25 protein-coding genes and 1 tRNA gene are annotated in these 25,036 nt (G+C 62.9%); 5 read left to right on the top strand and 21 right to left on the bottom strand.

The genetic code is table 11. The features are described from left to right. Window positions 1-15: 15 nt before the first annotated feature. A complete protein-coding gene (locus IG122_RS07375; RefSeq protein ID WP_193182009.1) occupies window positions 16-918 on the bottom strand; it encodes a cytochrome c in 903 nt (300 codons plus the stop codon). 73 nt (window positions 919-991) lie between these two features. Next, window positions 992-1,462 (bottom strand): c-type cytochrome, encoded by a 471-nt coding sequence (locus IG122_RS07380; RefSeq protein WP_193182011.1) that lies wholly within the window; start codon window positions 1,460-1,462, stop codon window positions 992-994. A gap of 100 nt (window positions 1,463-1,562) precedes the next feature. On the opposite strand from IG122_RS07380, the gene IG122_RS07385 reads away from it, so the two are divergent. Then, window positions 1,563-2,438, top strand: coding sequence for a LysR family transcriptional regulator (locus IG122_RS07385; RefSeq protein WP_193182013.1), 876 nt, complete (start codon window positions 1,563-1,565; stop codon window positions 2,436-2,438). A gap of 4 nt (window positions 2,439-2,442) precedes the next feature. Here the strand turns inward: IG122_RS07385 and IG122_RS07390 are convergent, their stop codons facing one another. The 4 genes from IG122_RS07390 to IG122_RS07405 all read right to left on the bottom strand — a co-directional run bounded on the left by IG122_RS07390 (window position 2,443) and on the right by IG122_RS07405 (window position 5,752). After that, a complete protein-coding gene (locus IG122_RS07390; protein WP_319024835.1) occupies window positions 2,443-3,198 on the bottom strand; it encodes an amino acid ABC transporter ATP-binding protein in 756 nt (251 codons plus the stop codon). Window positions 3,199-3,212: 14 nt separating this feature from the next. Next, entirely contained in the window at window positions 3,213-4,103 is an 891-nt protein-coding gene (locus IG122_RS07395; protein ID WP_319024836.1) for an amino acid ABC transporter permease, read from the bottom strand. Beyond that, window positions 4,100-4,855: an amino acid ABC transporter permease gene (locus tag IG122_RS07400; protein WP_193182017.1), complete on the bottom strand. Its 756-nt coding sequence runs from the start codon at window positions 4,853-4,855 to the stop codon at window positions 4,100-4,102. Before IG122_RS07400 ends, IG122_RS07395 begins: the two co-directional genes overlap by 4 nt. A gap of 69 nt (window positions 4,856-4,924) precedes the next feature. Then, window positions 4,925-5,752 (bottom strand): transporter substrate-binding domain-containing protein, encoded by an 828-nt coding sequence (locus tag IG122_RS07405; RefSeq protein ID WP_193182020.1) that lies wholly within the window; start codon window positions 5,750-5,752, stop codon window positions 4,925-4,927. A gap of 255 nt (window positions 5,753-6,007) precedes the next feature. Between IG122_RS07405 and IG122_RS07410 the strand changes: the two genes are divergently transcribed. The 3 genes from IG122_RS07410 (at window position 6,008) to IG122_RS07420 (ending at window position 8,046) form a co-directional block, all read left to right on the top strand. Next, window positions 6,008-6,871 (top strand): MurR/RpiR family transcriptional regulator, encoded by an 864-nt coding sequence (locus IG122_RS07410; RefSeq protein ID WP_193182022.1) that lies wholly within the window; start codon window positions 6,008-6,010, stop codon window positions 6,869-6,871. 42 nt (window positions 6,872-6,913) lie between these two features. Next, on the top strand, window positions 6,914-7,438 hold the full coding sequence (locus tag IG122_RS07415; protein WP_193182024.1) for a hypothetical protein: 525 nt from the start codon (window positions 6,914-6,916) through the stop codon (window positions 7,436-7,438). Between the two features lie 125 nt (window positions 7,439-7,563). Continuing rightward, window positions 7,564-8,046 carry a PAS domain-containing protein gene (locus tag IG122_RS07420; protein WP_193182027.1) on the top strand — a complete coding sequence of 161 codons (483 nt, stop codon included), beginning with the start codon at window positions 7,564-7,566 and terminating at the stop codon, window positions 8,044-8,046. A gap of 64 nt (window positions 8,047-8,110) precedes the next feature. On the opposite strand, the gene IG122_RS07425 is transcribed toward IG122_RS07420, so the two are convergent. The 14 genes from IG122_RS07425 to miaA form a co-directional block, all read right to left on the bottom strand. Continuing rightward, window positions 8,111-8,401: a hypothetical protein gene (locus IG122_RS07425; protein ID WP_193182029.1), complete on the bottom strand. Its 291-nt coding sequence runs from the start codon at window positions 8,399-8,401 to the stop codon at window positions 8,111-8,113. Between the two features lie 184 nt (window positions 8,402-8,585). Then, a complete protein-coding gene (locus IG122_RS07430; RefSeq protein WP_193182031.1) occupies window positions 8,586-9,809 on the bottom strand; it encodes a LeuA family protein in 1,224 nt (407 codons plus the stop codon). Between the two features lie 320 nt (window positions 9,810-10,129). Beyond that, window positions 10,130-10,205, bottom strand: a tRNA-Lys gene (locus IG122_RS07435). Between the two features lie 107 nt (window positions 10,206-10,312). Then, complete coding sequence (locus IG122_RS07440) at window positions 10,313-10,882, bottom strand: hypothetical protein (RefSeq protein ID WP_193182042.1); 570 nt, start codon at window positions 10,880-10,882, stop codon at window positions 10,313-10,315. An 88-nt stretch (window positions 10,883-10,970) separates the two neighbouring features. After that, a complete protein-coding gene (locus IG122_RS07445; RefSeq protein WP_193182044.1) occupies window positions 10,971-11,516 on the bottom strand; it encodes a hypothetical protein in 546 nt (181 codons plus the stop codon). A gap of 137 nt (window positions 11,517-11,653) precedes the next feature. Then, complete coding sequence (gene rodA / locus IG122_RS07450) at window positions 11,654-12,817, bottom strand: rod shape-determining protein RodA (RefSeq protein WP_226893381.1); 1,164 nt, start codon at window positions 12,815-12,817, stop codon at window positions 11,654-11,656. A gap of 3 nt (window positions 12,818-12,820) precedes the next feature. Next, entirely contained in the window at window positions 12,821-14,827 is a 2,007-nt protein-coding gene (gene mrdA, locus IG122_RS07455) for a penicillin-binding protein 2 (protein WP_193182046.1), read from the bottom strand. Between the two features lie 7 nt (window positions 14,828-14,834). Further along, window positions 14,835-15,344: a rod shape-determining protein MreD gene (gene mreD / locus IG122_RS07460; RefSeq protein WP_193182048.1), complete on the bottom strand. Its 510-nt coding sequence runs from the start codon at window positions 15,342-15,344 to the stop codon at window positions 14,835-14,837. Beyond that, window positions 15,341-16,282: a rod shape-determining protein MreC gene (gene mreC / locus IG122_RS07465; RefSeq protein WP_193182050.1), complete on the bottom strand. Its 942-nt coding sequence runs from the start codon at window positions 16,280-16,282 to the stop codon at window positions 15,341-15,343. The genes mreD and mreC overlap by 4 nt, the downstream gene beginning before the upstream one ends. Before the next feature lie 52 nt (window positions 16,283-16,334). Then, on the bottom strand, window positions 16,335-17,378 hold the full coding sequence (locus IG122_RS07470) for a rod shape-determining protein (RefSeq protein ID WP_193171299.1): 1,044 nt from the start codon (window positions 17,376-17,378) through the stop codon (window positions 16,335-16,337). Window positions 17,379-17,650: 272 nt separating this feature from the next. Next, window positions 17,651-18,670 (bottom strand): ketol-acid reductoisomerase, encoded by a 1,020-nt coding sequence (gene ilvC, locus IG122_RS07475; RefSeq protein WP_193182052.1) that lies wholly within the window; start codon window positions 18,668-18,670, stop codon window positions 17,651-17,653. Between the two features lie 135 nt (window positions 18,671-18,805). Further along, a complete protein-coding gene (gene ilvN / locus IG122_RS07480) occupies window positions 18,806-19,399 on the bottom strand; it encodes an acetolactate synthase small subunit (protein ID WP_193182063.1) in 594 nt (197 codons plus the stop codon). 114 nt (window positions 19,400-19,513) lie between these two features. Then, complete coding sequence (locus IG122_RS07485; RefSeq protein ID WP_226893382.1) at window positions 19,514-21,304, bottom strand: acetolactate synthase 3 large subunit; 1,791 nt, start codon at window positions 21,302-21,304, stop codon at window positions 19,514-19,516. Window positions 21,305-21,466: 162 nt separating this feature from the next. Continuing rightward, complete coding sequence (miaA, locus tag IG122_RS07490; RefSeq protein WP_226893383.1) at window positions 21,467-22,432, bottom strand: tRNA (adenosine(37)-N6)-dimethylallyltransferase MiaA; 966 nt, start codon at window positions 22,430-22,432, stop codon at window positions 21,467-21,469. A gap of 31 nt (window positions 22,433-22,463) precedes the next feature. Between miaA and serB the strand changes: the two genes are divergently transcribed. Then, on the top strand, window positions 22,464-23,360 hold the full coding sequence (gene serB, locus IG122_RS07495) for a phosphoserine phosphatase SerB (protein ID WP_193182067.1): 897 nt from the start codon (window positions 22,464-22,466) through the stop codon (window positions 23,358-23,360). An 85-nt stretch (window positions 23,361-23,445) separates the two neighbouring features. On the opposite strand, the gene IG122_RS07500 is transcribed toward serB, so the two are convergent. After that, on the bottom strand, window positions 23,446-24,945 hold the full coding sequence (locus IG122_RS07500; protein WP_193182070.1) for a DegQ family serine endoprotease: 1,500 nt from the start codon (window positions 24,943-24,945) through the stop codon (window positions 23,446-23,448). Window positions 24,946-25,036 lie beyond the last annotated feature (91 nt).

Genomic DNA, 25,036 nt, shown 5'->3' on the forward strand with positions numbered 1-25,036 from the left:
GCGCCCGGCCGCGCTTTACTCGGCAGGACCGACCGGCGGCAAGGCCTTGATGTATCGGGCAATCGCCAGACGGTCGGCGTCGCTGAGCAGAGCGGTGTTGGTCACGACATCGGCCATGGAACCACCCGCCGTATCGAAGTCCGGCGTAAAACCGGACTTCAGATATTCGGCGATATCGGCTTCGGACCATGACGATATCGTCTTCCCTGCCGGGGTCAGGTTCGGGATTGTCCCCTCACCGTCCGGATTAGGACCGCCGCCGAGCCATCGCGCGAGGTCCGGGCCGCCGATCGCCGTGCGCGGCGTATGACATTCTCCGCAATGCCCCGGCCCCTCGACGAGATAGCGCCCACGCTCGAGCTCCGCATCGACCGGAATGACCGGACCGGAATCGAGATAGAGCAGTTTCCAGAAGCCGACAGCGCGGCGAACCGAGAACGGAAAACCGATCTCATGCGGTTCGTTCGCACGGCCGCTCGCCGGCAGAATCCTCAGATAGGCCCAGAGGTCGAGCAGATCCTCGTCCCTCATCCTCGCATAGGACGTATAGGGAAAGGCGGGATAGAAATGGCTTCCGTCCGGCGCCGTGCCGAATTTCATCGCATTGACGAAATCGACCGCCTCCCAGCGCCCGATACCGGCCTCCGGATCGGGCGAGATGTTCGGTGCACGGAAGGTTCCGAAATCGGTCCTGAAGGCCCGGCCGCCCGCAAGCACAAGCCGATCCGCACCCTTGGCACCTTCGAGCGCATGACACGAGACGCACCCGCCGACCGCAAACAAGGCCGCACCCCTCTCCGGATCTCCGGCCTGTGCCGGCAGGTCGTCCGCATCGATCCGAGCCGGCGCGGAGATAAACCAGGCCGCCGCAACTCCGAGTACACCAAGGGCGGCGGCTCCAAGCAGCGCTCCACGCATTCGACCGGCCAATAGACGAGCTCCTCAATTCCGGCGGAGCCGGATCTCCGGCTCCGGAGACATCCGGACGCGCTTACTTCGGCATACGGAACTGCTTGTGGCAATCGCCGCAGGCCTTGCCGACATCGCCGACACCGCCCTTGAGGGCGTCCAGTCCATTGCCGGCGACCTCTGCCAGTTTCGCGGCGGCGTCCTTGAGGGCCGCGCCCTTCTCGGAAATCGCCGGATAGGTCGTCCAGATCTCCGGCATCGCCCGGGTCTTGCCTTCCATCGCGAAACTGTCGGAACCTTCCGGCCACATGCCCTGCGAGCTCATCGCAGAGAGGGCCGCGAGATTCGACGCCGCGGCACTGGCCTTCGCCGCATCGTACTCGACCGTACCTTTGGCCATGCCGCCAAGCATGCCGAGGTTCCACGAATAGAGCTTCATCTGAGCATTGCGCGCCTCGATGGCCTTCTCGAGATGGCCGTCCGCGAAGGCCGACGTGCCGGCAAGCGTCGCGACGACGGCCGCTCCGGCCAACGCGATAGAGACTTTCCGCATGATCACTCTCCCGTTTCAGACATTTATGATTGATTGTTCTTATAGGCTATCGCCGCGCAAATTTCTGTACATTCCCTAAAACTTCACCGAAAAGTGTGCGATGATGCACAATATCCGTTGGGACGATCTTCAATTTGTTCTCGCGGTGGCGGAGCGCGGATCGCTCTCCGCCGCCGCCCGCGCGCTCGGCGTCAATCACGCGACCGTCCTGCGCCGCATCACCTCGTTCGAGAAGGATATCGGTCTCACCCTGTTCGAACGCCCGCCCGGCGGTTACCGGGTAAAAACAGAAATGCGGGAAATGCTCGCTGCCATCGAAAGCATGGGGCGTACGGCCCGGCGCATCGAACGGGTCATCCCGACTCTCGGCAAAGGGCTGGAAGGCACCGTCAGGCTAACCACGACCGACTCCGTCGCCGACCTGATCCTGCCTCGGATCCTCGGCGACCTCGCCCGGCTGCATCCGAAGCTCAGCGTCGATCTGGTGGTCTCGAACCGCCATGTCGACATGGCGCGTCCGGAGGCGGAAATCACCCTGCGCCCGACATCGGCCCAGCCGGAGGGGCTCACAGGACGGCGGATCTGCTCCATGGGGCTCGCCGTCTACGCGCATCCCGACTATCTCGCCAGCCACCCCAGCGCAGAGCCGCAGGATCACCGCTGGCTCGCCATCAGCTTACCGCGCACCGTCGTAAGGGACTGGCAGGACAGGCGCATCGGGGACGCCGTCCATCTGTCGGCGGACAGTTTCCTTACACTCGCCCGGCTGGCGGAGGCCGGCCTTGGTATCGCCATGCTGCCATCCTTCGTCGCCCGCAACAGCTCCAGCCTGGTTCCGGCGCCGCACTTCCCGGACCGGATCGAGTTCGATCTATGGGTCGCGACCCATCCCGACCTGATGAAGACCGAGCGCGTCGCCGCGATGATGAATTTCCTCGCCGACGCGATCGCAGCCGAGGCAGGGATGTTGGCCTGAGTCGCTAGAGAATCTGGCTCAGGAACTCTTTCGTGCGCGGGTCCTTCGCCTCGGAGAAGAATGTCGAGGGCGGGCCATGCTCGACTATGATCCCCCGGTCGGTGAAATAGATGTGGTTCGCCACCTCGCGGGCAAATCCCATCTCATGCGTGACGAGGATACAGGTCATGCCCTCCTCCGCCAGTTCGCGGATCGTAACCAGCACCTCTTTCACTGTCTCCGGGTCGAGCGCCGCGGTGACCTCGTCAAACAACATCACATCAGGATACATGGCAAGCGATCGGGCAATGGCGACACGCTGCTGCTGGCCGCCAGAAAGTTCTCCCGGATAGCTATTTTCCTTGCCTTCGAGCCGCACCTTTCGGATCAACTCCCGGGCCAGCGCTTCAACCTTGTCCTTGTCCTGTTTCAGAACCAGAACAGGCGCCATCATAATGTTTTCGAGGGCGGTCTTGTGCGGGAACAGGTTGTACTGCTGGAACACCATTCCGACCTTCTTGCGCAGCTCCAGCTTGTCCAGGTAGGGATCGTTGACCTCCTGCCCCTCGACCGTGATCGAACCTTTCTGGATATCGTTGAGTGCATTGATACATCGGATGAACGTCGATTTCCCGGAACCGGAGGGGCCGATGATGCAGACGCATTCGCCTTTCATGACGTCCATGGAGATGCCTTTCAGCACCTCAACGTCGCCGAAGGACTTGTACACATCCTTCGCGCTGACCATCGGCTGGTCGGGGGTCCACGTCGCCGTCGTCATGAGATCGGCCTCCTTCAAAGCTTGACCGCGAACCGCCGCTCGAGGCGGACCGTAAGACGGGCGATCGGATAGCAGTAGGCAAAGAAAATGAGCAGCGCGAAGCCATAGAACGGCACCAGAAGTTCCGGCTGGTTGCCGGCGGACTCCATGGCCTGCCGGCTCAGAGTGAGCAACTCCTCGACGCCAAGCAGAGAGCAGAGCGGGGTCGCCATAGTCAGGATTGCGTACCAGTTCATCCAGGGCGGGATCATCCGCTTGAAGCATTGCGGCAGGATGATGCGCCAGAGCGTCTGCGTGCGGGTGAAAGCAAGAGACTCTGAGGCCTCCCACTGCGCCGTCGGAACCGACTGCACGGCGCCCCGAACGATCTCGGAAATGTTCGCCATGACCGGCAGACTGAGGCCGATCACAGCCTTCATCCAGTCCGGCACCGGAATAATCATGTCGCCAATCACGATTTCAAACGGAAAGGCGAGCAGAACGATGTAGAGCAGGACGAGCCAAGGCGAATTGCGAAACGCCTGAGTGATGAACTTCGCCGCAATCCGAACCGCCGGATTGAGCGAGATCTGCGCCAACCCCAGCACCGCCCCGAGCGCTGTCCCGATCGCCATTGCGAAGAAGGAGATCAGCACGTTGAAAAGAAAACCCTTAGACGTCAGGAACCAGAGCCAGCGGAACAGGGTTTGAAACGCATCGGTGGTATTGAACGCGGCCTCTGCGGCAAGCGGCCAGAGGCCGCTCACGAATGCGAGCAGCACCGGGACCCATAGCGGAATACCGGCGAGCCACCGGGTCAGCAAATAGGGGTCCGGACCACGGGCTTTCGCCCGATCGAGCGGGAGAAGCACCGGCAGATCGGTCGTGGCCGGAGCGGCAACGCCTGGGATCCGGCGCGCGTTCACAGCCCGTACCCGGGAATGCGCATCGCCTTTTCCCAACGGTGCATGGAAAAGACCAGGATGCCGACGAGGCCGATATAAATCAGAAACACCATGGTCAGCGACGGATACATCGCCGAGGGATAATCGTTCCAGATCCCGACGAACTGGTAGAGCAGCTCCGGAACGGCAATCGCGAGAGCCTGCGTCGTGGTCTTCACCAAGTTGACCAGGTTGTTATTCAAGGCCGGCAGGCTGACCCGGAAAGCGAGCGGAAAAACGATGTATATGTAGGTTTGCAACCGATTGAAGCCGAGTGCTTCCGCCGCTTCCTTGGTCGAGTCCGGAACCGCCTCGATCCCTGAGCGGAAGATCTCCACGTTAAAGGCACCCGCAAAAAAGCTGAGAGAAATGATCGCCCAGCCGACATTGGTGATGACCGGAACCTCAAGCCAGCCATCCGGCGAATAGGTCGGCGTGAACTGCCCGAGCGCGAAATAGAAGAACAGCAACTGCACGAAAGGCGGGGTGTTCCGGAAAAACTGGATATAGCCTTGGACCACGGCGCGCAGGACTCGGTTTGGAGATCCCTGCGCCCAGGCTCCGACGATGCCTATCAGCACACTGAAAATGACGCAGGCGACCGAGAGCTCGAGCGTCACCCAAAATCCCTCCACGACCCGTTCCCATTGAACCGGATCGTGAAAGAAAATGAAGTTCCAGCGCGGCGCCACCTCGTAGAGATCGAGGAAAAACTGGCGAATGAAGTCGATCATCCGATCCGGTCCAATAGCTGACGGAGGCGCCAACGCGGTGACGCCTCCGAAAGGAAGATCAGAATCTTACTATTCGATCCAGTCCTTGAATCGCTCCTTCTTATCCGCGAGGAAGGAGGTCGGCTTGATGCCCCACTTCTTCTCCCACTCGATCAGCTGGCCATTCTGCAGCCAGTTGTAGCTGAGACCGGACATGAAGTTGCCAAAGATGCAATCCTTCTCGGCCAGCGGCACAGCGAGTCCCCATGGATTGTCGTCTTCGGAGCTCAACGGCATCTCGAAATCGTCCCAGTTGCCGGACGCCAGGTCGGAGCCGATGGAGGAATCGTCGTAGACCCAGGCGATGCATTTCTTGTCGCGCAGAGCCTGCTTGGCCTCGGCGTTGCCGGTGAAGGCAATGACCTTGGCACCGTACCGCTCCGTCACAATCTTGTTGTAGAAGGCACCCTGCTTCCCGCAGATCGGCTTGCCGCGCAGGTCTTCCCACTTGGTCAGACCGAGCGCCTTCGGCGCCATGATATTGGTGCCGGACGTATAATAGTTCGGCTGCACGATACCGACGATCTTACGCCGATCGGGCCGGTCGGACATGGTTGCGATCATCAGATCGATCTTGCCCTGCTCAAGGAACTGCATCCGGTTCGACGACTGCACCGGAACCAGCTCGACATCGACGCCCATCGCTTCCGCGGCGGCTTTCGCCATGTCGATTTCCATCCCGACGAGATTGCCTGACTCGTCCCTGAAGCCCCACGGCTTGTAGTCGGCCTTGACGCCCACCACCATCTTGCCGCGGCTCATGACCTTGTTCCAGGTGTCGTTCGTGCATTGCGCGGCAGTGGCAATGCCAGCGGATGCCATCAACACCGCAGCCGAAAGCATGAAAACTTTCTTCATCTGAGAATCTCCTGTTGTCGCTTAGCCTCACTGAACCGGACGCGATCCGGCCCCTGCCATTTGGCATGATGTTTTTCTTGTCGCCGCCAGCCCAGAACAGCCCACGCGGCGTTGCGAAAACGGTACGAAACAAATGTTTCGATTGTCAATCTTAACGGCTCCCCATCAAATGCCGGGTATAGGGCGATTTTCCTCTATACTTGTAACGGTGATCTCATATTTTGTTCCAAACGTTACACATCGCGAGGCCGCGGGATGGACGATCTGATCAATGAGATTGCAGAAGCCCTGGCGGGATTGAGTCCGACCCTCCAGCGGGCGGCGGCAGCCGTGATGGAAAATCCGGGCGCGGTCGCGGTCAGTTCAATGCGACGCTTCGCGGATCGGGCAAAGGTCTCGCCGCCAACCATGCTCCGTCTGGCACGCCGCATGGGATACGAAAGCTATGAAGACTTCCGCGATGTATTCCGGGAAACCCTGACGGGCGGCCGGTACAGGGATCGTGCGACCGACCTGCGGCAGCAGACACGAGAGGGCGGCATTGCCCGCCTGGTCGGGGCCACGGCCACGGCCGGTATCGCGGCACTCGAACAGTTCAGCGAGCCACGTTTCGTGCGCGGCGTTGAAAAAGTGGCAACCCTGATCGCCGCGGCACCGAAGACCTACATAATTGCCACCGGAGCCACTTTCGGTACCGCAGCGACCTTTCATTATGTCTGCCGAATGGCGCAGCCCGCGCTCGAACTCGTCAATATCGCCGGACAGACGGCAACCGACGGAATTGCGACTATCGCCCCCGGAGAGGCAGTTTTTGCAATCAGCTCGGCGCCCTACGCTGGCCCGACGATCGAGGCAGCGGATTATGCCAAGCGAAACGGTGCCAAGGTCGCGATCCTGACGGACCGCCCCTCGTCGCCTCTCACGCGAATCGCCGATGCCGCGATCTTCGTCGGCACGAGGAATCCGCATTACTTTCCCTCCAAGACCAGCCTCAACGCCGCCCTCGAAGCCGTCAGCGCGGCTGTCGCGGTAAAGCGCGGCGATGCGGCCATCGCGTCGATCGAACGTTTCGAGACGGCCCTCAAGAACACGAGCTTTTACTGGAGCGCAGCCGACTAGCGCGAATGTTGCGCCGGGCCGGAGCCGCTCTATATCGATTGCATGTTTCTTCGCGCGTTCTTCAAGGCAGTATTGCTACTGCCCCCGTCGACGGTGCTTGCCGATCTCGCGGTCAGCTTCACGGAATCCTCACCAGTGGACCTGATCGTCGTGGAGAACCGGAGCGACTGCGACCTTCACGATTTCGGCCTGCAGATCGATCTGCGAAGCTCCGCCGGCGGCCTTGTCTTCGACATCTCCGAGGGCGGCGCCGGCGCGAGTGTCTACCAGCCGTTCGAGATCCTCGAGGGTCGGGAGGCGGTGCGTGGTTTTTCACCCGTCCGAGACGGAGACCGGACCGCTTCGATCCAGTTCGGTACGCTGGAGGCGCGCCGCCGGGTAATCTTCATGGTCGATGTCGACGATACGCTGACGGACGGTGCCTGGAGCCAGACGGTGATTGACGGACTGGAGATCGCCGGCACGGGCCTGATCCTTACAATGGTCGGAGAAGCGCCCTCGACGGTCGTCTTCCTGCCGGACGGACAGGCGACGCTGCAAATCAGGGGATGCGGCCCGGTTTCATGAGTGCGGCCCGTGCGGGCCCGGCTCCCGCGGCCGGAAAAACCTCAAACCGAAACAGGAAATATTCGTCCGCTATCAATGTTAGATTGACGTATTCTGCGCAGTACAATCAGACATGGCGCCAACGCATGATCGCCTCTGAGAAGCGGCTGGAAGACGTAAGATCTCCCCTCGTGCGCGAGGCTTACAGGCTGTGGGAGGGCAAACGGGGCGACCGGCGCATGCCGGCCCGTGCGGATTTCGATCCGGTCGAGATGCCGAAACTGCTCTCCTCCATGATCCTTGTCGATGTCGAGCGACCGGAAATCCGGCTGAAAGTCCGGCTCGCAGGCACCAAGATCGTGGATATGTTCGGCAGCGACTATACCGGCATGTACATGGACGAGATCGATTTCGGCGACGTCAGAAGCAAGGTGCTCGGCGAGTACATGCTCTGCGCCACCGAGAAGCGTCCCCTCTTTTCCGATCATTCCTTCCGGAAGATAAACGACTACTACCACTCCATCGAGCGCGTGCTCCTGCCGCTGTCGAACGACGGCGATACCGTCAACATGCTGATGGCGGTACTCGATTTCGAGCGGACGCGCGAGCCCCCGCCGGAAGACGGGTAGCCCCAGGTGGCGTCGCGCGCCGGACCGGCTTTACCCGGTCCGGCGCACAAAGATACGAACCGGATTACTCCGACGCGACCATGCCGCGCGCGATCACCAGCAGATCGTCTGCATATTGAAACTCGCCGGACTGACAACGCTGGGCGGCCAGATCCATAATACCGTCAAAAGCCTTTGCCGCTTTCGGGCCGAGCACGGGATTTCCGGCCCGGGCCTCCTGCGTATCCTTGATCGCGGTTTCGCAGGCTTGCTGACTGGTGATTTTCGTCGGGTTCTTTCCGGCGGCGAATGCCGAACCGGCCTGGGCGAGGACGACGACCGCCGCGACGCCGGTCAGCCTCTTGAGTGCGAACATTTCAGGTCTCTCTCCGCGTCCGTGACATTTTCGGATGCACGTGACGTGGAAGAGAAATGGTCAACTCGAGACCGATTCAACAGGGGCAGCAAAAAAATTTTCGTCACGCGAATACGGACAAAGTGGCCCGTACCCTGACAGCTTCACAAACTATGACGGCCGGCGTCGACGGGCCTTAGACGCTTCAGTTTTCAGCGTCGGTGACGCCTTCCTGCTCCGCGATGATCAGGAACTCGCCATCCTCGAGCGGCCGGTGGCGCGCGGCACCGGCGCGCTGGCTCCGGGTCAGAATGCGGCCGACCTGCTCGGGCGTCGCCTTGAGCCCGTATTCCGCCAGCTTCTGGACGACGGCACCGGAATCGCTCCACTTGCCGATGACCAGCTCCGCGGTGCGGCCGACGACTTCCGGCTCGAACGGGAACGCGAAACGGCGTTCGTTTGCATTCGTGAATTCGGTGATGGCGCGCCATTGCTCGTAGCGGAACGCGCCTCGGCCGACGATCGGCTTGTAATAGTCGATCGGCAGGCCGCTGATGCTCTCGACGAGCTGGCAGACTTCCGGCAACCGGTCCAGCTGGAGCCCCGTCTCGGCGCCGTAGATCATCTTGAGTGCCGCCGCGACAGTCTCCATGGAGGCGTTGCCGGCGCGATAGCCGATCCCGTTGATCGAGACCTGGAGCACGTCGGCGCCGCCCTCATATCCGCCGAGCACATTGGCGACCGCGAGACCGAAATCGTTGTGGCAATGAACCTCGACCTTGAGGCCCGTCTGTTGCTTGAGATGGCTGACCAGAAAGCGGATCGCGGCGGGCCGGGCTATCCCCTGGCTGTCGACGACGGTGATATATTCGGCGCCTTCCGCCTCCGCCGCCTTGGCGGCCATCGTGATGTGCTCGAGATCGGCGCGGGTCGTTTCCGGCATGAAGAGGTTCACGATACAGCCCGCCGCACGCGCCGCGCGAACCTCCTGCACCATCTTTTCGAACTGCGCCTCGCGGCTGGTCTTGAAGACATGCCGCTGCATCTCGTCGCCGATATGGTACCAGACCATGACATGGCGCACGCCGAGCTCGAGCGCCTTCTCGACCCGTCCCGGCTGCCACGTGACCCAGAAATCCATGCCGAGATCCCGGCGCATGATCTCGCGGATGACCTCCTGCCAGCCTGGCACCGTCAGGAAGATCTCGGTGCGCCTGATCCCAAGGCGGGCCAGAGCCTCCGCGATCCTCACCTTGTCAGCCGTGGTGAACGCGAGATCTGCGGATTCCTCGCCGTCGCGCAGCGTCAGGTCGTGCAGCTCGACCGGGCGGGGCGGAACCGCGATGGCCGGATCGAAATTATGCCTGCTGGTGGCCCAGCGGGGGCCGTTCCAGGGTTGATTTTCCTGGGTTTCGCGCGTGTTCGACATGGAAGTCCCTCCTCTTCGCCCTCGGGTCTTGCTGGCCCGTTCCGGCAGCATTCAGGGCACGCACCCGATCGCGTTGGAATTCGAGGTACTTGGTTGCCCGGCGAGAAGGATAAGCTCCTAAGCACTTCTTCAACAACTTCAAGACGCTTGAGCGCTGTACCCGTCGCAGCCGACAGCCGACTAGGGATGCTGGCAATAAGCGTCGCGCGCTGAGAACAGACAGCGCACGTTTGTCGGAGTGAGATTGTGAAAGCTTGCCGGAGCGCCCTGTCGAGCTTACCGCGCGGAGCGGAAAAACGCTTCAATATCAAGGCGGAAAGTGGTGGGCGCACAAGGACTCGAACCTTGGACCCGCTGATTAAGAGTCAGCTGCTCTACCAACTGAGCTATGCGCCCGCCCGTCGAAGGAGCGGATTGATACCGGAGCCCGTTCCGGATTGCAAGCCTTCGGTGACTGTTTTTCGACAGGTTTCCGGAATGCGGCGAAACGGGTGCGTCGGCGCCTATTCTCCGTTGGTCACCTTGATGTGGAACACCGCCCAGACCAGACCCGCGTCATCCTCGACGGCCTTGCCGCCGTCGAGTGCGCCCGGCTCGAAGACGAGCCAGAGCGGGCCGCGGCCGCCGAGCGGGATCGGTTTGCCGTCCGCCTCCAGCGCGAGCACCATTCCGGCCTTTCGCACGGCGGCCCGCTCGAAGCCGGGGGCGTAGCCGTCGAGCGCCTGCACCAGCACGCTGCTTCCCCCCGCGCCGGCGCTCTCGAGCACGGCCTCCAGCGCCGGGCCGCGAAAGCGGACCGCGCGCGGCCAATTCGGATAGCGGAGTTCCAGCTCTACCTGTGGGAGGGCCTCCAGCTCGCCCCAGGTGAAGCTGCGCGCCTTTTCGAAACGCTCCTCGAGGGCGTTCAGGAAGGCATCGCCGAACGGTTCCGAGGGACCCCGGTTCGGCTTCGAGACCAGACCGCTCACGGTCAGGACCACCAGGTCGGTGGAGTCGGACCGCGCGTTTTGGGAGGCAAGGCTCAGTGAGAGGCAGAGTGCAAACGCCGTCAACAGGCGGATTGGGAAGATCATGGCCGTTCCCCTGCATGAGTTGCAGGACGACTCTATCGAACCCCCGGTGCGGGCCAAAGCGACAAATCGGTGAAGGCGGTTGTTTCGGCTATTCGCCGGACGGAAGCGAGCGGCGCCAAGTGTGGCCCTGATCGGGGCCGAGCATCTGCTCTCGCAGCTCCTGCAGCGGATCCTTCTTCTTCTTCGGCATCAGCGGATCGTCCGGCAAGGCCTGCCAGTTCCAGTTTCCGGACTCATCGTCCGGCAGCGGCGCCTGTTTGGTCGGCTCGGTTTTCTTTCGCTCGCGGTATTTCGCTTCGGTCTGCGGCAATTTCTTCGCCGGGGCCTCAGTCTTTCCCAGAAGCCAGTCCATGCTGACCTCTTGTGGCTCGTCGCGCTTCGGTGCTGCCTTGGTCGCGGCTTTCGCGCGCTTGAGTTCGATTTTCACCGTCTCGGCCTGCACGACGGCGCCGGCGCCGATCGTGCGCTTCTGTTCCGCCGGCAGGGCCTCGAAAGAGTCCTTAGCGCGATCGTAATGTTCGCGGTTGCCCGTCTCGGCGGCGGCCTCGAGATTGCGCGTCAGATCGCTCTCGCCATGGCTTTCCCGCGTCGAGTCGGCGAGGATCTTCAAACTCTTGCGTTCAATCTGGTCCACTTGCAGCACTCACCCGGTTTGCCGGACCGCGCGATTCGGCGGGAGAAAGCCGCGCGCAGAACTCGAACACGCGAAGTTTACTTCAAAAATCGTCTAAAAGTCTATCGGAACGACTTTCGAAAAGCCTCAGCCACGCTTCAGCGGTGGTGATCGTCCAGCCCCTGACGGCCGATTTCGACATCCTTGTGAACGTAGCAGTTGATAATCAGCCCGAAACCGATCATCGCCGTCAGCATCGCGGTGCCGCCGTAGGAGATCAGCGGCAGCGGAACGCCCACCACCGGGATCAGCCCCATGACCATCGCGATATTGATGAAGACGTAGAGGAACAGCGTCGTCGTGGTTCCGAGCGCCAGCAGGCGGCCGAACTGGCTCGAGCTGCGCAGCGCAATGGCAAAACCGTAGCCGAGCGCCAGCACATAGAGCAGCAGCAGGAACATCGCCCCCGCCAGTCCCATCTCCTCGGCCAGCATGGTGAAGATGAAGTCGGTCTGTTTCTCCGGCAGGAAGTTCAGATGGCTCTGCGAGCCCTGCAGAAAGCCCTTGCCGAACAGCCCGCCGGAACCGAGGGCGATCTTCGACTGCAGGATGTGATAGCCGGCGCCGAGCGGATCGTTCTCGGGGTTGATGAAGGTGAGGATCCGGTTCTTCTGGTAATTGTGCAGGAACTGCCAGCCGACCGGGATCGCGGAGAGCCCGAGCACCAGCACAGTGATGAATTTCCACATCCGCACGCCGGCCAGGAAGAAGATCGCGCCGCCGCCGAGGATGATCATGCCCGCGGTGCCGAGATCGGGCTGGCGCAGCACCAGGATGGCCGGCGCGAACACCAGGAAAAGCGGCGCGAACAGGCTGCGGATGCGCCCGACCTCCTCGAAGGTCAGGTGATGGAAGTAGCGCGCCAGGGCCAGCACCAGAGCCAGCTTCATCAGTTCCGAGGGCTGCAGGCGGAAGAACCCGACATCGATCCAGCGCTGCGCGCCCATGCCGATCTCGCCCGCGATCTCGACCACGCCGAGCAGGCCGAGAGTGATGAAGTAGAACAGGTAGGCCCAGCGCAGCAGAAAGCGGATGTCGATCAGCGCGATGCCGAGTGTGATGACCAGACCGATGCCGAAACGGATCGCCTGGCGCACGGCCCAGGGCGTCCAGCTGCCGTTGGCGGCGGAATAGAGCATCGCGAAGCCGACCGAAGAGATCAGGACCAGAAGCAGGATCAGCCCCCAGTTGATCTGCTGCAGCTTGGTACCGAGCGTAAGCTCGGGCGGATTGAGGGAACTCGACGGCATTCCGATCGACATGGCTTACCCCCGCTCCGTCTGTTCGCCATCCGGCAGAATGCTCACCGGATCGGCCTCGGAGGATTTCAGTCCGTCCCGCTCCATCGCCTTGGCGAGGATGTCGCGGGCGACCGGAACCGCATATTTGCTCCCCCCGCCATGTTCCAGCACGACGGCGACCGCGTAGCGCGGCGCCGCCACGGGCGCATAGCCGACGAAAAGACCGTGGTCGCGCCGGTGCCAGGGAAGATCCTCGTTGTCGATCACGCCTGCGGCGCGCTCCGCCTTGGTGATCCGGCGCACCTGGGACGTGCCGGTCTTGCCGCCAACCTCGAAATCCGCGCCCGGAACCTTTGCGGTCCGCGCCGTACCGCGCTGGCCGTTGACGACGCGACGCATGCCTTCGAGCACAAGAGACAGATGCGTGCGCGACACATTCACCTTCGGCGGTTCCTGGATCGCCCCGTCCGGCTTGCGCACCAGCGACGGCGTCACGGCATAGCCGCCATTGACCATGCGCGCCGTCATGACGGCGAGTTGCAGCGGTGTTGTCAGCACGAAGCCCTGGCCGATGCCGGTAACCAGGGTTTCACCTTTCTGCCAGCGCTCGCCCATCACCGCGAGCTTCCATTCGCGGGTCGGGATCAGACCGCCGCGCTCGCCCGGCAGCTCGATGGCGAGGCTTTCCCCGAGCCCGAACCGGCGTGCCATTTCCGCGATCCGGTCGATGCCGACGCGCTTCGCCACCTCGTAGAAATAGACGTCGCAGCTCTGCTCCAGAGCCGTGATGACGTCCATGTGGCCGTGTCCCCAGCGCTTCCAGCAATGGAAACGGGCATTGCCGAGATCCATATGACCGTTGCAGAAGACCCGGGTTTCCGGACCCGCGACCCCGGCCTCGAGCGCCGCCAGCGCCACGATCATCTTGAAGGTCGAGCCGGGCGGGTAGGTGCCTGCGATCGCCTTGTTGGTCAGCGGATGGCGCGGATTGGAGAGCAGGTCCTCCCAGTCGCGCGCGCTCAGCCCCTTGTTGAAATTGTTCGGATCGAAACCCGGCGTCGAAGCGAGCGCATGGATCTCGCCGGTATGGACGTCCATCACCACCGCACCGCCGCTCTCGCCCGGCACGATGTTGCCGTCCTTGTCGAGGAAGACCGTACCGTCCTCGTTCTCCAGATAACGTTTCGGCACGCCGGAGCGGGCAAGCGCTTCCTGCACCCTGATATCCGCGATCGGGACCCGCTCGGAGGTGCCGATCTCGAGCCTTCCATGCGCGTAGGTCTGCAGGTCCATGTCCAGGGTGAGCTGGATATTCTGTCCCGGCTGGCCATCGTCGCCCGGCAGCTTGCGGATGATCCGGCCAAGCGCGTTGACCTCGACCTGGCGGCGACCGGCCGCGCCGCGCATCCGCTCGTCGAAGAGTTTCTCGATCCCGCTCTTGCCGATCCGGAAATCCGGGAGCTCCAGCACCGGGTCCCCGGTAAGCTCGCTGTCGGAGACCGCGGCGACATAGCCGGTCACATTCACCGCCTTGGAGCCGAACGGGTAATGGCGCGAGCGCCCCTCCTCGATCCTCACGCCCGGAAGATAGGGCGCGTTGACCGCGACGCGGCTGATATCCTCGCGCGTCAGGTTTTCGACCACGGTCACGGGCACGAAGCTGCGCTTGCGCGAGACTTCTTTCAACACGCGCTTGATGTTCCATTCGTCGACATGAACGATCTGGCGCAGCGCCTCGATCGTGGCGCGGACGTCGTTGGTCTGCTCCGGGACAAGGTCGACGCGGAAATTATCCTCGTTGGAGGCGATTTCGATCCCGTTACGGTCCAGGATCAGCCCGCGGGTCGGAGGCAGCAGCTCGAGGTTGAACTGGTTCTCCTCCGACAGCGTCCGGTAGCGGTCCGCCTCGACGACCTGGAGATAATAGAGGCGCGCGCCGAGGGCCCCGACAAGGCCGAGTTGACCGGCCCCGAGGATCAGAGAGCGGCGCGTAAAGGCCCGCTTTGTATCCTGATCTTTGGGATTCTTCATCGGCTCATCATCGCACCAGATAGCGGTGAACGCGAACGAAGATCCAGGCCGCCGCCGGGAACAGCGCCGCGGTCAGGGCGAAACGGAACATCACCGTGTCCGGGAAGATCCAGGCGAGGGAGAAGACCGACATCAGGATCCAGCCGAGCGCGAACGCCCCGAAGGAGATCAGCACGAAACCGCCCCAGACGATGAAGAACGGCTTGCCGACGAAGGTTTGACGCTGGGTGCCGGTAACCCCGTAAACGGCGAGGAAGACGATGGCGGTGAGGCCGAGCGGATATCCGTTCACCAGATCCTCCGCGAGCCCGGTCACGAAGACCAGCGCCGCCGGCATCAGGTCCGGGCGATAGACGACCCAGTAGAAGACCGACATGAGCGTGAGAGAGGGTGCGACCTGCGCATAGCCAGGGATGCCCAAGGGAACAGCGCTCAGAAGCACCAGGAACAGCGTCAGCGCCGCCGGCATCAGGTGGCGCGCCCAAAGATCCATTCTTTGGACGAAGGCGGTCTTCATCGCTCGGTCTTTCCGCGCGTCACCCCGAGACGTTCGACAAGGCTCGGCTCCGGATCGGGCGCCAGAACCGTGAAGGGCGGCGGGTCCATCGGGCCTGGGATCACCCCCTGCATGCGATAATCGACGACCCGCACGAACTCGAGATGCGTCCAGTCCACCACCGGCTTGATCCGGATGCCTGACTCCGTGACAGCGGATACAGTTCCGACCGGAAGCCCGGCCGGCATCATGCCGCCATGTCCCGACGTGATCACCAGATCGCCGGGCGAAACCACACTGTTCTGCGGCAGGTACAGCACCCGCGCGAGATTCGTATTGTCGCCGACCATGATCCCCGGATCGCGCGCGGCGCCGAGCAGCACCGGGATCTGCGCGTTCAGATCGGTGACGAGCAGCATGCGGGCATGCAGTTCCCCAACCTCGACGATGGTGCCGGCCAGACCGTCCTCGGAAATTACCGCCTGTCCGCGCCGGACGCCGTTGCGCCGGCCGACATTGAGCAGGGCGCTGCGGACGAAGGCACCGCCGGCTTCGGCGATGACCCGCGCGGAGATGAAGCTCGCCGGTGGCGGGCCGACATGCTTCGTCAGACGCTTCAGCGCCTTGTTCTCGCTTTCCAGCAGATTGGCGACATGCTGCCACTGCTTCAGCCGCCCGTTCTCCTCGCGCAGCCGCTCGTTCTCGGCATGCAGGTCACGCAGCGAGACGACGGTGGAGACACCCTTGGAGATCGCGGCGGCCGGATGGGACAGAGCTTCGAGGATTGGCGCCATCGCATCGACGGCGGCCACCTGCAGGCGCTTCACCATGACGATATCGGCCTTGCCGAGCAGCATCAGGCCGAAGGCGGCGAGTACGAGCGCTGTGAAGGCGAAGCGCTGCCAGAGGGTCCGCACAGGCTGGGCGACGCGGGAGAAAGATGCCGGTCTGCGCCCCATTTTCCTGCCTGGCCTTTCCTAAGTGAATGCCCCTACCGCAACCCTCGCCGGCTCAGTAGGCGCCGATGAGAACGTTGCGGAGGACCTTCATTTCCTCAAGGCAGCGGCCGGTGCCGAGCGCGACACAGGACAGCGGATCGTCGGCGATCGAGACCGGCAGGCCGGTCGAGTGCCGGAGCACGTAGTCGAGGTTGCCGAGCAGCGCGCCGCCGCCGGTCAGCACGATGCCCTTGTCGACGATGTCGGCCGCGAGTTCCGGCGGGGTCTGCTCGAGCGCGACCTTGACCGCCTCGATGATCTGGCTGACCGGCTCGGCCAGGCTCTCGGCAACCTGGCTCTGGTCGATCACCAGTTCCTTCGGCACGCCGTTCATCAGGTCGCGACCCTTGATCTCCAACGTCTTGCCGACGCCGTCTTCCGGCGGAAAGGCGGAGCCGATTTCCTTCTTGATCCGCTCGGCACTGCCCTCACCCACCAGGAGGTTATGGTTGCGGCGGATATAGGCGATGATCGCCTCGTCCATCTTGTCACCGCCGACGCGCACGGAGCGGGAATAGACGATACCGCCGAGCGAGAGCACGGCGACCTCGGTGGTGCCGCCGCCGATATCGACGACCATGGAGCCGGTCGGCTCCGTCACCGGCAGGTTGGCGCCGATCGCAGCGGCCATCGGCTCCTCGATCAGGAACACCCGCCGGGCGCCGGCGCTTTCCGCGCTTTCCTGGATCGCGCGGCGCTCGACGGCGGTGGAGCCGGAGGGCACGCAGACGATAACCTGCGGACTGGCGAAGCTGCGCCGGTTATGCACCTTGCGGATGAAGTGCTTGATCATCTCCTCGGCGACTTCGAAGTCGGCGATGACACCGTCGCGCAAAGGCCGGATCGCCTGGATGTTTCCGGGCGTACGCCCGAGCATCTGCTTCGCCTCGTCGCCGACGGCGAGCACCTGCTTCTTTCCGCGAACCGTTGCGATGGCGACGACCGAGGGTTCGTTCAGGACGATACCGCGTCCCTTCACGTAGACCAGCGTGTTCGCGGTCCCGAGGTCGATCGCCATGTCGGCGGAGAGCATGCCAAGAAGATTTGCAAAAAACATCTGATGAGGCCCGGTCGCGCGCTTTCAAATCGGTTCAACTGCGGTGGCAGTCGCCGGAATAGACCAAAGTTCGGAACAGCCGCGCAACGGAAAAACATATCCCGCAGTGCAATCGGTCCGCCGTCCATCCGCGATTGCCGACGTCACAACCGAATCATATCAAAGAATCAGGAGATTATGAACTTTAATTGTCTCGGCGCTTTAGCTGTCGGCGCAGAGTACGGAATAAGCGGTGTGCGGCGGCGCGTTTCCGGCCGCCGCACACCCGATTCTTAGTTCTTCGCCTTGTCGACGAGGGCGTTCTGCGAGATCCACGGCATCATCGCGCGGAGCTTCTCGCCGACCACTTCGATCTCGTGCTCGGCGGCACGGCGGCGCATGGTCTTGAAGCTGGCCTGCTTGACCTGGTTCTCCAGCATCCAGCGGCGCGCGAAATCGCCGGACTGGATGTCGTTGAGCACCTTCTTCATCTCCGCCTTCACCGCATCGGTGATGATGCGCGGGCCGGTGACATATTCGCCGTACTCGGCCGTGTTGGAGATCGAGTAGTTCATGTTCGCGATGCCGCCTTCATAGATCAGGTCGACGATCAGCTTCACTTCGTGCAGGCATTCGAAATAGGCCATTTCCGGCGCGTAGCCGGCTTCGACCAGGGTCTCGTAGCCGGCCTTGATCATCTCGCAGAGACCGCCGCAGAGGACGGCCTGCTCGCCGAACAGGTCGGTTTCGCACTCTTCCTTGAAGGTGGTCTCGATGGTGCCGGCCCGGCCGCCGCCGACGGCGGAGGAGTAGGACAGCGCGATCTCGAGCGCGTTGCCGGAGGCGTCCTGGTGGACGGCCACGAGGCAGGGCACGCCGCCGCCGCGGACATATTCGGAACGCACGGTGTGGCCCGGGCCCTTCGGGGCGATCATGAAGACGTCGATGTCCGGACGCGGATCGATGAAGTTGAAGTGGACGTTGAAGCCGTGGGCGAAAGCGATCGCCGCGCCTTCACGCAGGTTGTCCTTCAGGTCGGCGTAATAGATGTCGGCCTGGCCCTCGTCCGGGGTCAGCATCATGACGACGTCGGCCCACTTTGCGGCTTCGGCGGCGGTCATGCATTTCAGACCGGCGGCTTCCGCCTTCTTGCGGGAGGAAGAATCCTCGCGCAGCGCGACGACGATTTCCTTCACGCCGCTGTCTTTCAGGTTGTTGGCGTGGGCATGGCCCTGGCTGCCGTAACCGACAATCGCAACCTTCTTGTTCTTGATCAGATTGACGTCGGCATCCCGATCGTAATAGACGCGCATTTCTAGGACCTCTCGTATCGTTTCCTGTCACTCGGACACTTGGGGCGGAGCCCCCGCATTCCCGCCCGGCAGGACCGGACAGAACAGTTCAGGCAGCGGGCCGGGGCTCCATCAAGTCCCGCCGCCTTCGGCCGCTCAGGCCTTTTTCGATGCCTTCTTCTTCTCGGGCGATTTCTTTTCCCGGTTCTTTTCCAGCGTGCTGAAGACCGGCATGTCGAGATTGCTGCCGCGCGCGATGGCGACGACGCCGGTGCGCGAAACCTCGATGGCTCCCAGCGCGCTCATCAGTTCGACGAAAGCGGTGATCTTGGACGGTCCGCCGGTAAGCTCGAAGACAAAGCTCTCAAGCGTGCTGTCGATGGCCCGGGCGCGGAACATGTCCGCGATGCGGAGCGCCTCGATACGGTGCTCGCCGACATTGCGGATCTTGATCAGCGCCAGTTCCCGCTCCAGGTGCGGGCCTTCGAGCGTCAGGTCATGCACCGCATGAACCGGAACCAGACGGCCGAGCTGGGCCTTGATCTGGGCGATGATCTGCGGCGTACCGGTGGTCACGATGGTGATGCGGGAGAGATGCTTGGCGGTGTCGACGGAGGACACGGTCAGGCTCTCGATATTGTAGCCGCGGCCGGAGAACAGGCCGATGACCCGCGCCAGCACGCCCGGCTCGTCATCCACCAGCACGGCGAGGGTATGGGTCGCTTCTGCGATCGGAGTGGCTGCGTTCACGAATGGGCTCCAGTAACTGGGCGGCCCGAAGGCCGCCGAAACCTTATAGGATGATGGGATGGACGGCGCCCGCACCAATTTCCGGGCGGGCGCCGAAAGCTCCTTCGGGTGTTTCTAGACCAGAACCATCCCGTCTTCCGACGTTTCCAGCTCCGCCTTGTCGTCCGGACCGAGCAGCATCTCGTAATGCGCAGCGCCCGACGGGATCATCGGGAAACAGTTCTCATCCTTCTTGACCAGGATGTCGGCGAGCACGAAGCGGTCGGTCTCCAGCATCTCCATGATGACGTCGTCGAGCTGGTCGACATTCTCCGCGCGCAGGCCGACACCGCCGAAAGCGTCCGCGACCTTGATGAAGTCGGGCAGGCTTTCCGAATAGCTCTCGGAATAGCGCCCGCCGTGATTCAGCTCCTGCCACTGGCGGACCATGCCCATCCACTGGTTGTTGACGATGAAGGACTTCACCGGCAGGCGGTACTGGGCCAGGGTCGAGAGCTCCTGGATGTTCATCAGGTAGGAGGCCTCGCCGGCGATATCGATCACGGTAGCGTCCGGATGCGCGATCTGCACGCCCATCGCCGCCGGCAGGCCGTAGCCCATGGTGCCGAGGCCGCCGGAGGTCATCCAGCGGTTCGGCTCCTCGAAACCGAAATACTGCGCCGCCCACATCTGGTGCTGGCCGACTTCGGTGGTGATGTAGATGTCACGGTCACGGGTCAGCTCGTAGAGCCGCTTGATGGCGTGCTGCGGCTTGATGATCTTCGGATCTTCCTCGAACTTCAGGCATTCGCGCTTGCGCCAGCCCTCGATCTGAGCCCACCACTTCTCCAGCGGCTTGGCATTGGCCTTGTAGTTCTTGGCCTTCCAGACCTTGATCATCTGTTCGAGCACTTCGGCGGCATCGCCGATGATCGGCAGGTCGACGACCACGTTCTTGTTGATCGAGCTCGGATCGATATCGACGTGGACCTTGGTCGAGTCCGGCGAGAAGTCGGAGATCCGTCCCGTCACCCGGTCATCGAAGCGGGCGCCGATATTCATCATCACGTCGCAATTATACATCGCGAGGTTGGCTTCGTAGGTGCCGTGCATGCCGAGCATGCCGAGGAACTGGCGATCCAGCGACGGATAGGCGCCGAGCCCCATCAGCGTCAGGGTCGCCGGCGCCTGGGTCAGGCGGACGAGCTCGGTGAACAGTTTCGAGGCCTTCGGGCCGGCATTGATCAGCCCGCCGCCGCCATAGAAGATCGGCCGTTTCGCCTTGGCGAGCAGATCGACGGCGCGCTCGATCGCATCGGGCTCGCCCTTCACCTGCGGCTTGTAGCTCGCATGCTCGTGGCCATTCGGCGCGTAATACGGCCCCTCGGCGAACAGCACGTCCTTCGGCAGATCGACCACCACCGGGCCCGGACGGCCGGTCTTGGCGACATAGACCGCCTCATGGATGATGTCGGCGAGCTTGGTGACGTCCTTCACCAGGTAATTGTGCTTGGTGCAGGGCCGGGTGATGCCGGTCGTGTCCGCTTCCTGGAAGGCGTCGTTGCCGATCAGATGCGTCGGCACCTGGCCGGTCAGGCAGACGATCGGAATGCTGTCCATCAGCGCGTCGGTCAGGCCGGTCACGGCATTGGTCGCGCCAGGGCCGGAGGTCACCAGCACGCAGCCCACCTTGCCGGTGGAGCGGGCATAACCCTCCGCCGCATGGACAGCGGCCTGTTCGTGGCGCACGAGAATGTGGCGGATCCGGTTGGACTTGAAGATCTCGTCATAGATCGGCAATACCGCCCCGCCGGGATAGCCGAATACGACCTCTACGCCCTGATCCTGCAACGCCTTGAGAATGATTGCCGCCCCGTTCATCTGGGCGTCGGGTTTTCGGGCATGCGGCGTGCGCGGGGTAGCCATTTTACCGTTCCTTTCTCAATTCACATTCGCAGTTGCGGCAAGAGCCGCGCCCGCACATTTGCGGGCAGGATCAGAAAAACCCAGTCAAATCAGTACGATTCAATGGATCAAAGACGAATATCGCGACACCGAAGGCGTCGCGACGGGGCGGAACCTAGACCGTCAGTTATGCCCGGTCAACAGAAACTGACGAATATTCTTAAAGATTTTTGCGTCCGATCTTTCCGAATATTGCTTTTCGACCATCAAATTTGCATGGACCTGATTGCGGAACCACGTCATCTGGCGCTTCGCATAGCGCCGCGTGTCCCGCTGCGCAAGCCGGACGCATTCCTCGCGCGAAATTTTTTCTTTAAGAAAATCAATAATTTGCGGAATACCCAGCGCCTTCATGGACGGAAGCGCCGGATCGAGATTGAGCGCCATCAGGGCGCGAACCTCGTCCAGCCCCCCCTCTTCCAGCATTCTTTCGAAGCGCAGATCGCATCTGCGATACAAGGCCGCACGCTCCGGCAGAACGGTCACGGTGAAGAACGCCATCCCCTCCGGCACCCGCGCGGGCTGCTCCTGCCACTCGGACAAGGGCCGGCCGGTTTCCTGAAGGACCTCCCAGGCGCGGATCAGGCGCTGGCTGTCGCCGTCATGCAGTCTGGCGGCGAGGATCGGGTCGCCCTCGGCGAGACGCCTGCGGAGCTCGGCACCGCCGATCCGTGTATGCAGCGCCCGCGCCTCTGCTCGCACTTCGGGCGGGACCTCCGGCATCTCGGAAAGCCCGTGCGTCAGCGCCCGGAGATAGAGACCAGTCCCGCCGCACAGGATCGGCACCCTGCCCTCCGCCGCCGCGGCATGAATCTCCGCCAGAGCGCGTTCGCGCCAGAGTGCGGCGGAACAGACCTCCGCCGCGCCGAGAAAGCCGTAGAGCCGGTGTGGAGCACGTGCGAGATCCTCCGCCCCCGGCCGTGCCGTGACGATCGCGAGCTCGCGATAGACCTGCATGGAATCCGCATTGATGACGGTGCCGCCCAGGTCTTCGGCGAGATCGACGGCAAGCGCGGATTTCCCGCTCGCGGTCGGGCCGCCAATGACGACAACGCGGATCGGCTCCGCTGAGGAAACTTCACTGGACATGAATATGGCGCTTACGCGATAAGCCGGGGCCATGCAACACGTGCTTACCCTCACATCGAACCCGGCAAGCCCAGCTCTTGACGCCTCCGTGGTCGAGCGTGCCGAGGATGTCCTCCGCACCGCCGGACTGACGGTCGGCGCCGCCGACTGGCTCGATCCGGATACCGCGCTCGACTTGCCATTCGACGGCACTGTTTCGGAGAGCCTGTCTGTGGCACTGCATGAGGCGCTCGCGGGCCTCGCTGTCGACATCAATATCCAGGCAGCCGAAGGGCGCCGGAAGCGGTTGCTGATCGCCGACATGGATTCCACCGTCATCACGTCGGAATCCCTCGACGATCTCGCGGCCTATGCCGGCATCGGCGACAAGATCGCGCCGATCACAGCCCGCGCCATGCGTGGCGAGATAGACTTCGAAGGCGCGCTGAAGGCACGCGTGGCGATGCTGGCCGGCCATCCGGCGAGCCTGCTCGACCGCCTGCTCAAGGAAGTCGAGATCACACCCGGCGCCCGAACCCTCGTCGCGACAATGAAACGCGACGGCGCATACACAGCTCTGGTTTCCGGCGGTTTCACCTCGCTGACCGGGCCTGTGCGCGAGCGCCTCGGTTTTCATACCGACCGTGCGAACACGCTGAACGTCACCGGCGGCGCGTTTACCGGGACTGTCGGAGAGCCGATCCTCGGACGTGACGCGAAGCTGGTGGCGCTGAACGAGTTTTGCGCCGAACTCGGGATCGGGCCGGGGGATGCCGTGACGGTCGGCGACGGGGCCAACGACCTTGCCATGCTGCAAGCCGCCGGAACCGGTGTCGCCTTCCGCGGCAAACCGGCGGTGCGCGAAGCCGCGCGGTTCCGTATCGATCACGGCGATCTGAGTGCCCTGCTTCATCTTCAGGGTTACAGGCGCGCCGATTTCGCTCCCTGAGTGAACGCATAAAACAACGGCGCCGGCCTTTCGACCGGCGCCGCGCGTCGCACCCGCTAGGGCTGCCTGGGGGGGCGGGGGGAGATTAGCCCTCAGTAATGCGGAGTGCGACAAACCTCATCTCGCCGCCGCGATTCACGGTGAGGAGCACCGATTTCTTGCCGGCGCTTCTGGCGTCCGAAATGCCCTTCTGCACGCCGTCCGGAGACGAAACCGCGTTCTGCTGAACCTCGACGATCACGTCGCCGGCCCGGAGATCACGAGCGGCCGGACCATCCGGATCGACTTCCGTCACGACGACCCCGGACGCGTCGCTATCGAGCGAATACTTGGACTTCATTTCGTCGCTGATCGCCGACAATTCAAGGCCAAGCGACTCGACCCTATCCGGCTCTGACGGAGCCGGCTGCGGGCCACCGCTGGTCAGCAGAGCCTGCTTCTCGGCTTCCTCGAGCTCTCCGATATTCGCCGTCACGCGAACCTTCTTGCCGCCGCGCCAGAGCTCGACCGGAACGTCCCTCCCGATCGGGGTCTGCGCGACGATCTTCGGCAGTTCCCGCATGGTATCCACGTCGCGGTTGTTGAATTTCAGGATCACGTCGCCTGCCCTGATTCCGGCCGTCTTCGCCGGGCCCTGGTCATTGACGTGAGCCACGAGCGCGCCGCGCGCACCGTCGAGAGACAGGCTTTCGGCGACCTCGGGGGTCACTTCCTGGATCCGCACACCGAGCCAGCCGCGGCGGGTGCGGCCGAATTCCTTGAGCTGCTTCACCACAGGATCGGCCAGTGCGGAGGAAACCGCGAAACCGATGCCGACCGAACCGCCGGACTGCGAGAAGATCACGGTGTTCACACCGATGACCTCGCCGTCGATATTGAACAGCGGGCCGCCGGAATTGCCCTTGTTGATCGCCGCGTCGGTCTGGATGAAATCGTCATACGGACCCTGCCCGATGTCGCGGCCGCGGGCCGAGACAATACCGGCCGTAACCGTTCCACCGAGGCCGAACGGATTGCCGATCGCGACAACCCAGTCGCCGACCCGCATCTTGTCGGAATCGCCAAACTTGACCGCCGGAAGGTCGACCCCTTTCGGATCGAACTTGAGTACGGCGATGTCAGTCTTCGGATCGGTGCCGACCAGCTCGGCAGCGAATTCCGTGTCGTCCTGCATGCGAATCAGGATCTCGTCGGCGTCCTTGATCACGTGGTTGTTGGTGACGACGTAGCCGGCCTTGTCGATGATGAAGCCTGACCCGAGCGACTGGGCGCGACGCGAGCGGCGCTCGTTATCGGGTCGCATCCGGTCTTCGAATTCCTTGAAGAACTCCTCGAAGGGAGTGCCCGGCGGCAAGGTGCGTCCATTGTCGGATGCGGTGATGGTTTGTGTCGTGGAAATGTTCACGACCGCGGGCAGCAGTTTCTCCGCCAGGTCGGCGAAGCTCTCCGGAGCGGCCCGGGCGAACGCCGGAGCGGCCGGCGTAAACGCCGGTACGGCCACGGCAACCGCCAGGAACCCGGCCATAAGACCGTTTCTGAGGCCTTTCAAGACCATGACAGAGACCTCTGTGGTGACGCCTTTCATGTTTCCATAGCTCCTTAGCCAAGCTTTTCTGTTCGTTCGGAACAGGGAACCCGCATCGCACCGGCGACCAGGCCGCGCACGGCAGTCCGAG

The organism is Nisaea sediminum (genome assembly GCF_014904705.1).
GTDB classification, from domain to species: Bacteria; Pseudomonadota; Alphaproteobacteria; order Thalassobaculales; family Thalassobaculaceae; genus Nisaea; species Nisaea sediminum.